The 15181-nt window shown below is 45.3% G+C and carries 12 protein-coding genes; 1 reads left to right on the top strand and 11 read right to left on the bottom strand.

What is annotated here, in order from left to right; all coding sequences use genetic code 11:
* Window positions 1-32 precede the first annotated feature (32 nt).
* From MSMTP_RS16755 to MSMTP_RS16740, 4 genes are all read right to left on the bottom strand, one after another.
* Window positions 33-1505 carry a hypothetical protein gene (locus MSMTP_RS16755; protein ID WP_156153882.1) on the bottom strand — a complete coding sequence of 491 codons (1473 nt, stop codon included), beginning with the start codon at window positions 1503-1505 and terminating at the stop codon, window positions 33-35.
* A gap of 9 nt (window positions 1506-1514) precedes the next feature.
* Entirely contained in the window at window positions 1515-2459 is a 945-nt protein-coding gene (locus MSMTP_RS16750) for a hypothetical protein (protein WP_048181845.1), read from the bottom strand.
* Between the two features lie 41 nt (window positions 2460-2500).
* Window positions 2501-3475 carry a type IV pilin N-terminal domain-containing protein gene (locus MSMTP_RS16745; protein WP_048181842.1) on the bottom strand — a complete coding sequence of 325 codons (975 nt, stop codon included), beginning with the start codon at window positions 3473-3475 and terminating at the stop codon, window positions 2501-2503.
* Between the two features lie 269 nt (window positions 3476-3744).
* On the bottom strand, window positions 3745-4227 hold the full coding sequence (locus MSMTP_RS16740) for a type IV pilin N-terminal domain-containing protein (protein WP_052718442.1): 483 nt from the start codon (window positions 4225-4227) through the stop codon (window positions 3745-3747).
* 420 nt (window positions 4228-4647) lie between these two features.
* On the opposite strand from MSMTP_RS16740, the gene MSMTP_RS16735 reads away from it, so the two are divergent.
* Entirely contained in the window at window positions 4648-5112 is a 465-nt protein-coding gene (locus MSMTP_RS16735; protein ID WP_048181839.1) for a type IV pilin, read from the top strand.
* A 553-nt stretch (window positions 5113-5665) separates the two neighbouring features.
* Here the strand turns inward: MSMTP_RS16735 and MSMTP_RS16730 are convergent.
* The 7 genes from MSMTP_RS16730 to MSMTP_RS16700 form a co-directional block, all read right to left on the bottom strand.
* Window positions 5666-6583, bottom strand: coding sequence for a hypothetical protein (locus MSMTP_RS16730; RefSeq protein ID WP_048183912.1), 918 nt, complete (start codon window positions 6581-6583; stop codon window positions 5666-5668).
* A 30-nt stretch (window positions 6584-6613) separates the two neighbouring features.
* On the bottom strand, window positions 6614-7552 hold the full coding sequence (locus tag MSMTP_RS18725; protein ID WP_231582837.1) for a type IV pilin N-terminal domain-containing protein: 939 nt from the start codon (window positions 7550-7552) through the stop codon (window positions 6614-6616).
* 100 nt (window positions 7553-7652) lie between these two features.
* Window positions 7653-8621, bottom strand: coding sequence for a type IV pilin N-terminal domain-containing protein (locus tag MSMTP_RS18175; protein ID WP_156153881.1), 969 nt, complete (start codon window positions 8619-8621; stop codon window positions 7653-7655).
* Window positions 8622-8625: 4 nt separating this feature from the next.
* Window positions 8626-10611, bottom strand: coding sequence for a type II secretion system F family protein (locus MSMTP_RS16715; protein WP_048181837.1), 1986 nt, complete (start codon window positions 10609-10611; stop codon window positions 8626-8628).
* A 12-nt stretch (window positions 10612-10623) separates the two neighbouring features.
* Window positions 10624-12738 (bottom strand): type II/IV secretion system ATPase subunit, encoded by a 2115-nt coding sequence (locus tag MSMTP_RS16710; RefSeq protein WP_231582836.1) that lies wholly within the window; start codon window positions 12736-12738, stop codon window positions 10624-10626.
* Between the two features lie 343 nt (window positions 12739-13081).
* A complete protein-coding gene (locus tag MSMTP_RS16705) occupies window positions 13082-13786 on the bottom strand; it encodes an RAD55 family ATPase (RefSeq protein ID WP_048181834.1) in 705 nt (234 codons plus the stop codon).
* Between the two features lie 189 nt (window positions 13787-13975).
* Entirely contained in the window at window positions 13976-15157 is a 1182-nt protein-coding gene (locus MSMTP_RS16700; protein ID WP_048181833.1) for a cysteine desulfurase, read from the bottom strand.
* Between the last annotated feature and the right edge of the window lie 24 nt (window positions 15158-15181).

Raw genomic sequence — 15181 nt, 5'->3', positions numbered from 1 at the left:
AAAAATGCGTCCATATGCCTTTTTCTTTTCCGTCAGTTCAGGCGTATTGCGAGGTAATCGATATGGAGAGTTCCTTGATTCTTACTTGCAGTCTTGACTGTAAGTATAAAATTTAAGTCTGAAAGAGAGTTGGATGATGGAGGTATGGAAAAAGTTTCCTCGTATAAACTCCAGTTTTCTCTTGGTATTATTGTTTTTGAATTCCCTCCAGTGAATCCCATCTCCAACGTTGGCAGCTCACTGTCACTCTTTTCATATCGATAGATCATTCTTACGGTTGCTGAAGTCGGAGCAGATTCAAAGGAGGTATTGTTGTGGAACCCGAAGTTCAAATCTAGGTCTTGATTTTTATATTGCAGATTATGAATGAAGTCATTGGTGGGGTTATATGGGTTCAGTTCTTCACCTGGGGAGTTTCCTGAAGACAATACAACGGTAGAGTCATAGTCCTGAAGAAGTAGTGTATCTATAGTTATGGGATTTCCTTTATAATTGCCTGAAGCTTTTTCAAAGAAGTACCATTCACCAATATATCCTCCTGGTGTAGTTCCTCCAGTCAGGACTCCTCCTGCAAGTTCCGCACAGAGTTCGGTTTTGTTGAAGTAGATGTTGTAGGGATTGCTTGCAGGGAGGAATGAGAGGCGCACGTAGTCATCTGTGGAGTCGATAGTGTAATCAATGCCATATTCAAGTTCTTTTTTTGTCGTACTGTTTAGGTAAGTGGTCCAAGAATCCGTATTGTTTAGGTAAGTAGTCCAGGCATCAGTATACTGGGTGTAAATGGTCAGATTGAAAGAGTCTATGGACTCGTTCGCTTCAGTAGTGTACACGTCACTGTTGAGGTAAGCGCAGGATCTATTTCCGGTAAGACGCAGTGCAGTGAAGGTGTTAGCGGATATGGATGCAGGTTCTCCACTAAGGTTGATGGCATTGATGGTAACTGTGTAATTACTCATATCTTCTTTTATATTGAACAGGGGCATGCGCTTCATCTGGGAATTCTCGCCCTGGGCAAGGATGAGGGCTCCGTTCTCGTACCTGAAAACCTGGTTGGGGTATTGCCTGTTTTCTGAATAATAGGTTATGCCCCCACACTCGACTGTGTAAGGGGCATGATTGCCAAAAGTTATATCCATTCTACATTCTTCGGTGTTTACTGTGAGCTTACCGTTAGATTTTGAGGGTTCGAATACAGGGATCTCTCCTCCTCCCATGCCGAAAGGAACCGTTGCTGAAAGCCCATATGGATAATTGATATCCGAATCCATGAACCGGGTGAATATATCTCCCCTGGTCTTTACTTCCTCCATATCGCTCCATGCATCATAACTATATTCTCTTTCCGCGTCAATTTTCCATTCCGGGACGTAGTTTAGTTTGACTACGGAGATTATAGTGAATGCAAGCCCCAAAAGCAGCACAGCTGCAATTGCGGTAAAGGCTGCGGATTCGGATTTGAATAGGCTTTTCTGAGCCACTTCTTTTCTTTTTGCTTTCTGGTTCATGATCTCAGCTTAGATTCCTATTCCCGTTTCTGCCCTTACTCTTGTCTTGCTCACATAGAGCCTGTTCAGGCTCTTTCCACTCGACACTGAGGGGAAGGTTAAACTCACGTTGTTTCCGTTTTTGGTAAGTGTAGCATCGTCATCTTTTATCCTTGCATCTTCCATTGTTTCCTTGAGGTACAGGTACCAGGCATCAGGATAGTCAGTATTAATCGTTAAAGTGAAGGCGCTTACGTTGTCGTGATCATCGCTGTCATAAAGGGGTACAAACTTCTCGCCAGTGAGGCGGAGAGAGCATCCCGTGTTCGAGGATATAACGTCGGCGGGGGTATATACACTCTTAGTAATCTCCGCGGCGTGTATGGAAACATCGTAGTCATTTGCATGTACTTTGGAGAAGCGAATCGAAGGGTAGAGCATCATAGAAGACTGTTCCCCCTGGGAAAGGATCAGCGCTCCTCCTTCATAAATAAAGTTCTGGTCCACATAGTACCTGTTTTGTGAAGCGTAACTTACAGTGCCATAGTGGATTACTGTGCTGTTAGGATTCGTTTCGTTCGAGACTGTAGTTATCTTCATTGTACGTTCTAGATTGTTTGCGACCGAAAGAGTCCCGCTGGACTTTATGGTCCCGATAAGCGGGACATCTCCTCCCCCCATATGGAAAGGTACGTTCATAGTAATAGTATTCGAGGAATCAGGGTCTGATGCCATGACTATGGTCATTAAGTCTATTTTTGATTTGAGTTCTGTCATGTCCCCCCAGACATCATTCATGTGGGAATATTCCGCATCGTTCTTCCATTCCGGGACGTAACCAAGCCTTACCACCGAAAGTACCATAACAATGATCGCAAGCAGCAAAACCGCCCCCACAACGGTTGATGATGCAGATTCCGATCGGAGGAAAAAGGGCTTGCTTACCTGTGAACTTTTTGGATTATTTTCTTTCATATGTCTTCAAACTCCCTGATTCGGATGCCCTTCTTCATGAATCAATACTCCAGGTGGATCCCTATAAAATCAATCCAGCCCTCTTTCTCAGCTTGATCATCCGCATTCGGTGTGGTTGATATCTTTACTTCGATATTTTCCAGGTCCGTGGCATTTTTGATATACTGAGTTATGTCGAATTCTTTTTCTACAAACTCACTGGTGATGGAGTCGTTTTCCTTTTTGGGAAGCTCCTCCACGAATTCCGGAGCATTATTGATTTCCAGTTCCAGTTTCGCACTCTGGTCGTGTATTCTATAAACGATTTTCAGGATAACTCTGGAAAATGATATGTCGTCCGAAATGCCCAGCTCTTCCAAACTGCCAAAAGTAAAACTTTCATATATAGTTACATTTTTTGGAAAATCATTGTCTGTAAAGTGTCCATCGCCGATTTGGTGAACCACTTCCGGATCCCACCAATCGTCCTCGTAACTATCATATACACTTCCATACGGATAAGGGGTTATCCAATCGGGCAGGTCTCCGAAATCTCTCCAGAGTACTGTCTTCTGAATCACCTGGCTGGACGCAGTGTGGACGAAATAGAGATCGATGGCATCTGCATCTGCAAGATTAACTTTGCTGCTGGTGTCGATTACAATGCAATCCCTGAGCGCAAAGACATCGTCAGAGGAGTTTGTACCATTGGGATCATAGACTTCGAAACCAGGGTCAGACATATCGAATTCTACTTGCTGCCCGTCAACATCGAGCATTATCTTGATGTATTTAAGGTCGATTTCCTCTCCCCCACTGTGGAATATCTGCACGGTGCCTTCTGATCTGTCGATGTTTTCCTGCAGGTTAGTGTGCGGCGTATTAGGAGGGTTCATTTCTCCTCCCTCTGAAAATACGGCAAGCGATATTGCAGAAAAGGCGAGTACCACTATCGCTATCATGAGCACTGCCCCTATTATCTCCGAAACTGCCAGGCAGTCCTGAGTCAGCTTCCTGTGCTTTTTGTTCCCCTCCACTAAACAATCACCCTCTGAAAAATTATTCCCCGACTTTTTACATTGTTTTTTATAGAATATTAATTTGACTGTTAAATGGTCTCTTTTAATAACAAGGAATTTTTAATGCATTTTCCTTAAAATTTATTCCCTCATAATTATTATTTAATGGAGCGTCTGTAGCAATGAATTAAGATACACACTTATATTATTATTTATAGGTTATTATCTTTGCTATTAAATAATCTATTAAAAATAGTATGGAATTTTTAATAATCCTCTTCCTCTCCTTAGAGTATTGCCTTATGGACTACCTGGCTGGACTTTGTGTACACGAAGTAGAGGCTGGCATTATTTGAGATGTTCACATTGCTGCTGCTGGTGTTGATTTCTATGTAATCACCTAGCGTGAAGACGTCATCAGAGAAAAGATTGTTGCCCTGGGGGTCAGAAACTTTGACATTAGGGTCAGACATATTAAATTCTGCTTGCCGCCCGTCAGCGTCGTTGATTGTTATCTTGATGTACTTGATATCGATTGCTTCTCCCCCACTGTGGAATATCTCAATTATATCGCCCCCGTAATCTACGTTCTCCTGCAGATCGGTACGCGGCGTATGCGGGGGGTTTATGGCTCCCCCGTCTGAGAATACGGCAAGCGATATTGAAGAAAAGGCAAGTACAACTATTGCAACCATCAAGACCTGCCCTATCAATTCCGAAACTGCCCGACAGTCCTCAGTCAGTTTCCTGCGGTTTTTTTTCCCCTCCACTGAACAGTCACCTTCTATAAATTTGTCCTTCCACTTCTTATAATGTTGTTAATCAAATATTAATCTGACCGTAAAAGAAATTTCGGGAGATTTATTTATTTCAATATGTCTTACAAAAAATATATCTATGTTGAATGCTAAATAACGTTTGGGAGTTTGCAGCAAAAGTATATATATAAATGACAAACAACATAAAGTGCAGTTACTTAAAAATATAATTGTGCAGTATTTAAATTCGCTTGTTAATGCGAATTCCGGCTTGGGGCCTGTTGCAAAATAGCCGATTTAATTTATCATTCGTTGTAACTTCGATTGAGGGTCAAGATCATAAAAATCAACACTTTCAATCGAAGATTTACTTCGGTTAGCTTGCGACGACTCCTTACTGTCTGAAATGCATTAACGGCAGGAGGGATATATATGGACTTAAAGAACATTTTCAAGAAAGACGACGCAGTGTCCCCGGTTATCGGTGTCGTTTTGATGGTGGCAATCACCGTCATCCTCGCCGCCGCAATCGGTTCATCCGTTTTCGGCCAGGGACCTTCAGAATCCGCACCGCAGGCGAACATTGATATAATCATGATTAACGAGAGTGCTGTAAAGCTTGAGCACCTTGGTGGAGACACCATTATCATGAATGACTCTGCTGTGACAAGGGTCATGTTTGCAACGGATACAGACTCTTACGCAATTGATGTAGAAACTCAGGTTGAAGCTGCTGAGGCGTATTTCGACGTTGGAGACACGCTAACTATAGAACTTATTGATAATTCTTCTGGAACTCCGGATACACTTGAGATGGATAGCGGACAGTTTGCTACCGTCAAGATTGTGGACGAAAAGACCAAGCAGCTTGTCGCTGACAAGGAACTGAGGTTCTAAGCACAATATCAAGCACCTTTACAGGTGCTTTTTATCTTTCTTTTTTGTTGATTTGTTTTCTTTATTTTGAGTTTCTCCTCTTTTCCGGTTCATACGCCTGTGTGTTCATTAAGTGGCTGGTATTTTTTTAGGGTTTTTGGGGACTTTGGTGCTTTTTTCACTTATGGCGGCATGCAAGGGCCGGGCGCGTCGGAGGCACGTGAGAATTCGGTATGAACCCTGCCTCCAAGGTATTTCAGTATAACCGCGACCAATTGATGAGGGGCAACCTGACCCTATGGTTTGGGTAATTTGCAGGCATTCCAAAATCAGCGTTGTCTCCTGAATAACCTTCCCCGGTAAGTTGGAGGAGTGGTACCCAAAAGCTTCTGCTATATTATACAAAATATAGAAAAGTAAGATGAATAAAATATTTTTCATGGTTTAATGGCTTAATAAATAAAATATTTTCACCATCAAACCGTGCTTGAGTCGATTTTAATTAGATCAAAGAAATAATTCTCATTAAATTTATTCACTTCTTCTAATTAATATTTTTATTAATGTTTTCGTTTTATTGAAGCCCGGTTTCTATTTTTATCACGGCTTCATCGATGTCGACTGCCAGAAGCTTGCCCACCGGGTGGAGGGAAAAAGTCACCGTGTAGGTACTGTTGCTGAGTGTGTAGTCCGCGCTTTGAAGGGCGATCTCACTGGCTGAATTTTCAAAGAACTCCTCCCAGGCCTCTTTGTTTTCCGTATATATTGTGAGGTTTACCGAGGTGATCCTGTTGGTTGAGTTTGTATCGTCGGCTTCGTTGTGCATATTGTAGAAGTCTTCGGAAGTCAGCCTGATGTCTTCAACGGTATTGCTGGACAGGACTCCGCGTTCTCCTTCCAGGGTTACTGCCCTTACTGTGATGTTGACGAAACCATTTTCTTTTTCGAGCACAATTCCCGGGGTAAGTTTCATCGTGGATCTGTCTTCCTGGGCGACGATAAGAGCCCCGTTTTCATAACAGTACGTCTCTTCCACGTAATGGAGGTTTGCAGGGCGGTATGAAACTGTGCCTGTGTAAAAAAGTCGAGTACCGGTACTGTATGGTTCGGATTGGTTTTTGTTTATGAGTACCGTGAGGCCGGAGATGTCGTTATTGACAGCAAGGGTTCCTCCTGTTGTAGTGCTTCTTATGAAGGGGACCTCGCTTCCTCCTACCTGGATAGGACTACTCATGACGATCCTGGCATCGTTGTTGATTACGAGTCCTGCAGTCAGGATGTCTACGTTTGACTTGAACCTGGACATGTCCTGCCAGACATCGGACATGTGGGCGTACTCAGCGTCTTCTTTCCAGACAGGCATGTAGTTTATCTGGACTGTCGTCATAAAGGCAACCAGGACGCCGATAAGCAGGGCTGCGGCAACGGCAGTGGACACCCCGGATTCGGACCTGTAAATGGCGGAGATTGGTTTAAAGCCCCTATTTTTCATGTTTCTTCCTTCCGGCTTCATTTTACTGTTTTAACTTACCTTTAATGCGATATAATCAACGTTCAGGGTTTTTCCGGCACTTTCCGGGGTTGATTCGGCTACCAGCTGGACCGTTAAATTCTCTAAGTCATAAGTATTGTTTATGTAGGTCGAGAGATCGATGGTCTTAGGGGCAAATGAGGTTTGTTCCTCGAGAGTTTCTTCATGCCAGGTTCCGCTGAGGGGATATGCATCCCATATTCTAAGTTTTATATTTTTAAACGAGTTGTCCTTTGTCCTGTATACGATTTTTAAATCCACATCCGTAACGTTGCCTCCTCGATCGATTCCCCAGATGGTTGAGGGTGCGGTAAAATTAAATTCTTCATGTCTGTAGTTGTTTAAATTCTGAGGGGGATAATAGGTAGTGTAAAGGTTGTCGCTTTCTTCATACACATGATAGGGCGTTGCAATACCTCCAGTAGAGGTATCTTCTACCTCGCCCTGAGGAGGAACCCAATCGGAACTTCCAGTTTCTTCCAAAGAAACTGTTAAGTATTGGATTGTCTGCCTGGTGGAAGTATCAATCAGGAATACCCTGATTTCGTTATCATTCGTAATGTTTACTCCCCATTCGTTGTACGTATCAATAGCTATAGTATCCCCCAGTTGCCAGCTGCTACTGTTCCCCAGATTTGTATAAATCTCGGATGACGGGTAAACATACCTTTCTCCGTTGATGTTTGCTACGATCTCAATGGCTTCGGTTTCGAGAAACTCTCCCCCGCTGTGTTTCAGGTAGATCATATTGCTATCTGTATCCATCCATTCTTTTACCTGGGTGTGGGGGATGTCAGTAGCTCCGTCATATGTGGATATGAATATGGCAATAAAACTGACAAGAAGGACTGCTATACTCGTCAGGAGGACTTCTCCCATAACTTCCGAAACGGCACAGCGGTTTTTTAGGAGTTTTTTTACATCAAACAAACCGATTCCTCTCTTAAATATTTTTAATCCCCAGTATCTCTTTTTCCTTTTCCCGAAAAGGGAGATCAAAACCTTCCTTTTTCATAATTCTTTATAAGTTTCACTCTACCCACAACCCCAAATAATCGATATTTATTTCTTTGTTTTCGGAATTTGCATGTGTTGCAGATTCAAGCCTGATCTTGAAATTTGCGAGGTCTTCGGTGGTGTTTACGTATTCTGTGAGGTTTATGTGTGCGGTATAAAAGTGATTTTTCTCTGGAAGAGTTTGTTCGTGAGATATCCAGATATCAGGGTCATCCAGATCATAAAATTTAAATATTATTTTCAGGAGGGAGTTGTCGTTTGTCCTATAGACTATCTTGAGAGTTACATTTGAGAGGCTGTCTCCAGGCCTATACCCGTACATGCAGGGATTGACCCCAAAATCAAATTCTTCATATATGCTCGAGTTTACATATTCATAAGGGGGCTCATATACAGTCCAATCTGAGTCATTTTCCCTCTGGACATCTGCGAGAGTCGCTGATCCCCCTGAAGTATCGGTTACCCCTCCCATTGGGGTAATCCATCCTATTTCATATGGAGTCTTTCGATAATCTGTCGTAAACTTCACTCTCTGGATTAACTCTTTCGTGGGGGTGTCAATGATATAGAAGTCTATTTGATCGTAGTCCTTGAGATTGAGGCCCCATTCGCTGCTCGCATTGATAACCAGAACTTCTCCAAGTTCCCAGTGGCTTTTGTTTCCAAGGTCCTCGCATATTTCGGAGGATGTATGGACATACCTTTTCCCATTGATATTGGCCACTATTTCCAGTTCGTCGGTCCTTATCGCTTCCCCGGAGCAGTGCTTGATGTAGATGGTCTCAGTCGAGGTGTCCATCCACTCCTGCAGGCTGGCATGGGGGAAGTCGTCCGGGCCTCCCCGGGAAAATACGAACGCTCCCTCGACGCTGAGCATGATGACTACAATGCCTATGAGGAGCGCCACCCCCATTGTTTCCGATACTGCCCGGTCATTTTTCATGATACTTTTTCCTTCAGGCACCTGATCTCCCCTTTTCACTGCCTCAGACAAAGAATGTGAACAGCAGATACGTGGCTATCATCATGCTGACGCTGTACTTCAGGCCCATGTATGCCGAGCCGTGCCCCATCTTCCCTGCAACAAGTCCCGAAGTGAATCCCTGGACCAGGGCCGAGTGGAACATGAGCATCGTGTACTCTTCGATATTGAAGAAGCTGTTTCCAACCCCTCCGTACCCGCCTCCGTTGGCCGAATTTTTAAACGAGGCGCTTTCGGGGAAGAAGTACACGCTCAGGATGTAGACGATGAATAGGAAGACAAAGAAAGCCACGTAGATGGTGAAAATGTAGATCACCATTTCCGATGAGCGTTCTTTCTTCAGTCTTTCCTCGCTCTTGACCTGTTCCGAAGTGATGTAAAGTACGTTTTTCAGGTCGCTTGTGGACTCATTCGCCTTTATCAGGGTATGGAGAATCCGCGTTGATACGGCGGTCCTGATACTATTTTCAAGTTTCATCAGGGCTCTTGAAGTGGAAGTTCCCCAGGAGATGTCTTCCTTCAGTTTTTTAAGCTCTTTGCTCAGGATCCCCATTTTGGAGTTTGCCATGATTTTCAGGGAATTGGAAAGCAGGATCCCCGAGTCGTTCATGCTGGAAAGGCTCCTCAGGAAATCGGGCATCCTCTCGTCAATCTTCCGTATCCTCCAGGCCCTGATTTCGTAAAAAATAATGAAGGGAATCAGGGCGACGGAAAGGAAAATGACGATGTAATCATCAAGCCCGGTGAACAGTTCAATGCTGTTGCTGCTGATGTGGGCAAAGTTGGGGTTCCAGTGGAAGCCTAAATCCATATTCGGAATTGTACTCGGGAGGCGGGCAAGATAGAATAACCCCAGAGGGATTCCGAAAAGGAAAGTGTATCTTGGCTCGTCCCGGATAGACCTGTAAGGGTTGAATATGATTTCCCTTATATTGAAGAGCTGTCTGTATAGGCGGAACTTTTTCTTTCGCTCTACCTCTTCCTCTTCACTCAGGCCGGAGTCGATCTCGGGAATGTCGGAAAGGTTCAGGGAAAAGCCGGAAACCTTGGCTTTTTCAGGGTTCAGCCCAAGTTCTCCTATGGTGTCCAGGAGCACAAGGAAAAGCATGCTCGACAGGGGGATTATCACGTAAATGAGCATGTAGAGGATCTGAGCTGAAGCCGGCCGGAAGAATTGAAGCACGACAAGGGTTGTCATTATGAAAAGGGGGCCTGCTACCAGCACTGTCACATAAACTTCAGCCAGGACGTCAAGCCTCTTTAACAGGTTCCGGTTTGCCAGTTCAGCCATATCCTGGTATTGTTCGGCCTTGTTTTTGATGTATTCCGTCACGCTCCCGCTGCTTGAAACAAGGATCAACCCTTCTACAAAATCCTTGAAGCGTTCTGAAGGGGTCCGTTCCTTGGCATCTTTAAGGGCGGTTATGAAATCTTTGCCCAGGTAGTCCATGTCCCTCACGATATAGGATATTTCCTCGGCACTTGCCCCGAATATATGGGTATAGGAGCTCAAAGACCTGAATACGTCAAAGAGAGACATGCCCCCTTTTGTCAGGGCATAAATATAGGTTACTGCCGGGAGCATGGATTTTTCGATACAGGCATTGCGGATATCCGCCTGAAGATAGGGGTAGATGTATGCAAGGCCGAAGATGAACAGGAACCCTAGCAAAAAGAAAACGATGGCGCTTAAAAATGCTAGGAGGTACAGGTGGTCACCCGCAAAGCCAACTCGCACGGAGTCCGCAAAGAGACTGAGGCGTGCCCCGGGGTCTGCAAATGTCTTAAGACCCAGCCATAGCCCGAAAAACCCTCCGATGAAACCTGAGAGCAGTGAATAAAATAAAGTCGAAGCCAGGTACTGGTCCACGGGCGTGGAAATGTGCGATTGGCGTATCTTTACCCTGAGCACTTTGAAGCTCTCTTTATTTTTATAAAGATAATCCCCGAAAGCCCGGTACGCTAGCTCGTCCACAGGTGTAAAAGTCATATGCTCCCCCCTTCAACTCACCATAGTTTCGATCATATCCTTCAGGTTGTCATTTTCTATGTATTCCATGACCATCTTCGGATAGCTCTGATATGCCTGCACCACCAGGGACACCTGGATGTAATCCCTCATGTCCTTCTCGTACATGTAGGTCAGGATTTTCATCCTGTTTTCGATTTCCTGCCGCAGTCGGCTGGTATCCCAGCCCCGCACATGCATGATGTCCTGAAGGAGGTAAGAGTCCCCTACCTTGGCAAAGCAATCCCCTGAAGGTTCCCAGTTGAAAAGTTCGTTTATGCTCAGGTCTTCGGTTTCCGGGTCCACGTTAAGGACTTCCACGAGGCTCCGGCTCCTCCTCACTCTTTCCTCTTCTATGTATACCTGCTCCTGGATACAGAGCACGTCCAGGGACTGCAGCATAAGGTGGGGCACGTTGATTGGTTCGTGGGTAAGCCTGTTTATGACGGTCTGGACGTCTCCTGCGTGCATGGTCGAACTGGTCGCGTGTCCCGTAGACATCGCCTGGAATAAAGTAAGGGCTTCATTGCCTCTCACTTCACCCACTATGATATAATCCGGGCGCTGCCTGAGGGAAGCCCTCAAAAGGTCGTACATGGAAACTTCGCCGGTACTGTCGGAGGTGAAGCTTTCTCTTGAGATTCCGGAAATCCAGTTGTTGTGGTAGAGTAAAAGTTCCCTGGTGTCTTCGATGGAAACGATCTTTGCGGTGGAAGGCATGAAAAGGGAGGTCGCGTTAAGCATTGAAGTCTTCCCTGAAGCAGTTCCGCCTGCAAAAAGAATGTTATAGCCGTTTTCAATAACAAGCCAGAGATAGATTAGCATTTCCAGGTCACATGTCTTGAAATTGAGCAGGTCGATAGGAGTGATAGGGTCTTTCCTGAACTTACGGATGGTAAAGGTACTCCCTCGGGGTGTGATCTCCCTGCCGAGCATTGCCTGGAGCCTTGACCCGTCAAGGATTGTCGCGTCCACGATAGGCTGGCTCACGGAGATGTGCTTGTTATTCAGCTGGCACATCTTGATTACCAGAGAATCAAGCTCTTCTTCTTCAAAGGAAATGTTGCTTTCGATGTTAAAATACCTGTTGTGGTAAATGTAAACGGGAACCCCCACCCCGTCACATGAGATGTCTTCAATATAAGGGTCATAAAGAAGAGGATTGATTTTTTCGTAACCAAGCAGGTTCCTTCGAAGGTAATACATAATCCTGTAAAGGGTTGATGTTGAAAGTTCGGCCCTGTAGCGTTCAAGCAGGTAAAGAGTTCTGTCAATCAGGAGCGTTTCTTTTTCGAATCTGGAAGTGGTGGGGTTCAGGACCAGGATGTCTTGGAAGTCTTCATAGATCCGTTCTAGCAGTTCTTTTTCGAACTTTGTCAGGGCAGGTTCAACCAGCTTGTAATACCTGGTTCTCTTATCTTCAAGAATTGATATAAACGCATAAGGCTCCTGAATCCAGTACCTTTCTACTTCCTTTAATCCCTCGGGCACTTCAAACGAAATGAGTGGGCCATCTATTTCAGGTTTGTAATCCGGAAGGGTACGCAGAGGTTTTTCAAAAAGGCTTTTTGCCTTTTCCATTATTTCCGCAATAAATTCATTATTTTCAATCAACTCGGAAATAAAGCCATATTTTCCTGATATTTTTTTACCGCTTCCCTTATTTGCGGCTTCGGTTGCTCCCCCCAAATCTGGAATGTTCTCTTCCAGTTCCTGGGTAGTTCCCCCTAAATCCGGTGTTGTTTCCTCCAATCCCTGGATAGTCTCCCCTAACTCCAGCGTTGTTTCCTCTAATCCCTGGGTAGTCTCCCCTAACTCCAGCGTTGTTTCCTCTAATCCCTGAGTAGTTCCCCCTAATTCCAATGTTATTTCTTCTGACTCCTGAGCAGTTTCCTCTAACTCCTGAGTTGTTTCCTCTAACTCCTGAGTTGTTTCCTCTAACTCCTGAGTTGTTTCCTCTAACTCCTGAGCAGTCTCCCCTAACTCCTGAGTTGTTTCCTCTAACTCCTGAGCAGTTTCCCCTGGCTCCGGAGTTGTCTCCCCTAGCTCCAGAGTTGTTTCTTCCAGCTCCTGAGTTGTTTCCCCTAGCTCTGGAGTTGTTTCCTCCAAATCTTGAGCTATTTCTTGCGAATCTCGAGGCATCTCCATCAAATTATATAGAGATTAACATCTTATAAAAACTTTCTATCACTCTGTCCGATTTTATCTCATTTTTATCCTTTTTTTCTTTGTTAATATCTATATATTTTTATCCTTCTCGCCACCTATTGCGCATGTTGTCGATTAAATATTTCTGTTACCAATTTAATGTTTATTCTTTTTCTGAATTAATATTGAAATAGATAATATCTGGACATATATCTTCATAAATATTTAATACCAAAACTGCTTCATAACCGGCTGCGGAACCTAAAATAAATCAAAAAAGTTTGAAACATCCGGGTTCCGGGCTTTATTTTACCCTGATCCCGGACGAGGTCAGCTCAAACTGGACGTTTTCAAGGGAGAGCTCTGTGGCGCGCATCTTTGTTACCGAAAGGTAGCGTGAAAATTTTCCACTTATGCCATCTTCCCTGAGTTTCAGTTCGATTTTCCCGAATACCAGGTAGTCTGCAAAACCCTTAAGCTGCTGATGGGCACGGTCGTCTATGAGGAAAAGGGATGTGCACCCGTGTTCTGCTAGGATTCTGTAGATAGGGTCGAACTTTTTGAAAGGGTCTCCTCCAACACAGCCCTGCGTACTTGTGAATGCCCCAAGGCTGTCCTGAACAACAACTTCAACATCTTTTGAGAGGGTTTTTATTTGTGATATCCTGTCTTTTTCCCTGATTTCAAGCCCTTTTCCCAGACGCGAAGAAGAAATTGTTTCCCGGATGCGGTTCTCAAAAACATTTTCTACCACAAGTGTCCCTGAATCTATAAAGGGTTCAAGGTCCATTCCCAGGTCTTTTGACTGCAGGACCAGGTCTTCCAGAAGTCCTCTGGTCAGGATCAAAAGTCCTTTCTTTCCGGCGCTGCAGTTACTGTACAAAAAATGTATCCCGATGATTGTTTTTCCGGAACCTGTGGGTCCTGTGATAAGGATTCCTTTTCCTTCAGGGTACCCGCCTCCCAGAAGAGGGTCTAACCCTCTGATTCCGCTTGTTATTCGCTCCATGTTTCGTGCTCCGAAGCTTGATTTTTTATAAAATCTTTTATATTGCCTTATCAGGGGACCCCTGAACTTTTAGCCCCGGGGTAGTTGACTTTTTGCTCCAATGTGTATGGAACTTCTATACAAATTTCCTATATTAACTATAGCCTGTATCCCGGAGTAGCAGGGATTCAGTCCACGGTTGAAAGGGACTCAGCCAACTAGGGCTTTGAGTTCGTTGACCGCGTTTACCAGGATGTCTACTTCTTCTTCGGTATTGTACAGTGCAAAGGATGCCCTTACCGTACTATCCACTTCCAGAAAGCGGACGCTGGGGATTGCGCAGTGATGGCCGCTTCGGACGCAGATTTTCCTGCTCTGGTCCAGGATCAGGGCAACGTCATGGGCGTGCAGCCCACGGACGTTGAAGGGCACGACCCCAGCCCTATTTTCGGGGCCGTAAACCTCCACATGTTCAAGTTCGGAAAGCCTCTTTGCCGTCTCCCGCGCAAGCGTAATTTCCTGCTTTTCTATTTCGGGAACTCCGATTTCCTTTACATATTCAACTGCCCTTCCAAGCCCGATTACGCCGGGGATGTTTGGGGTTCCGGCTTCAAAACAGGCCGGGGAAGGTTCCAGGACAAAAGAGAGCCCGCTTACTTCCGAGACAGCCCCACCTCCAACGGAGGCACTTTCGAGCTCATCCGGCTCCTTTATATACAGGACCCCCGTGCCCTGGGGACCGAGGAGGCCCTTATGGCCTGCGGTCGCAAAAAAGTCGCAGCCAAGCGCGGAGAGATCAACTGGCATGTGTCCTGCGGACTGGGCGCCGTCAATCAGGATCTTTATGCCATGCCGGTGGGCAATTTTCGTAATCCTTTCCACGTCCTGGACGGAGCCAAAGACGTTTGAGACCTGGGTTACCGCAATAAGCTTCGTCCTGTCGGTGATGGCAGCTTCTATGACAGCCGGATCGATCCTGCCTTCCCTGTCAGGGTGCACGACCGTTATGTTTACCCCGAACTTTTGCAGGCGCAGCCAGGGCAGAAGGTTGGAATGGTGCTCTATCAGGGTTGTGATGATGTGGTCTCCTGCTTCCCAGGGGTAACTGTTTGCCACGAGGTTGATCCCTTCAGTGGTGTTTTTTGTAAAAACGGTCTTTGAGGGTTCGCTGTTCAGGAAGCGGGCTACCGTTTCCCTCGCGTCTTCATAGTGGTTTGTGGTCTCGCGGGCCAGGCGGTGGGCTCCCCTCCCGTGGTTGCCTGCGTATCTATAGAAGAATTCGTTCATGGCTTCAACCGCAGGTACCGGGGTCTGCGTGGTCGCCGTGCTATCGAGGTACACGACTTCTTTTAAAACAGGGAAATCTTTGCGAACCGCATATACATCGTACATGCTTTTTTCTAGGTAAGATTAAAT

The sequence above is a fragment of the Methanosarcina sp. MTP4 genome, assembly GCF_000970045.1.
In the GTDB taxonomy this organism is placed as follows: domain Archaea; phylum Halobacteriota; class Methanosarcinia; order Methanosarcinales; family Methanosarcinaceae; genus MTP4.
Note: the sequence above shows the minus strand (reverse complement) of the source record. Positions and strands in the feature narration are given on the sequence as shown.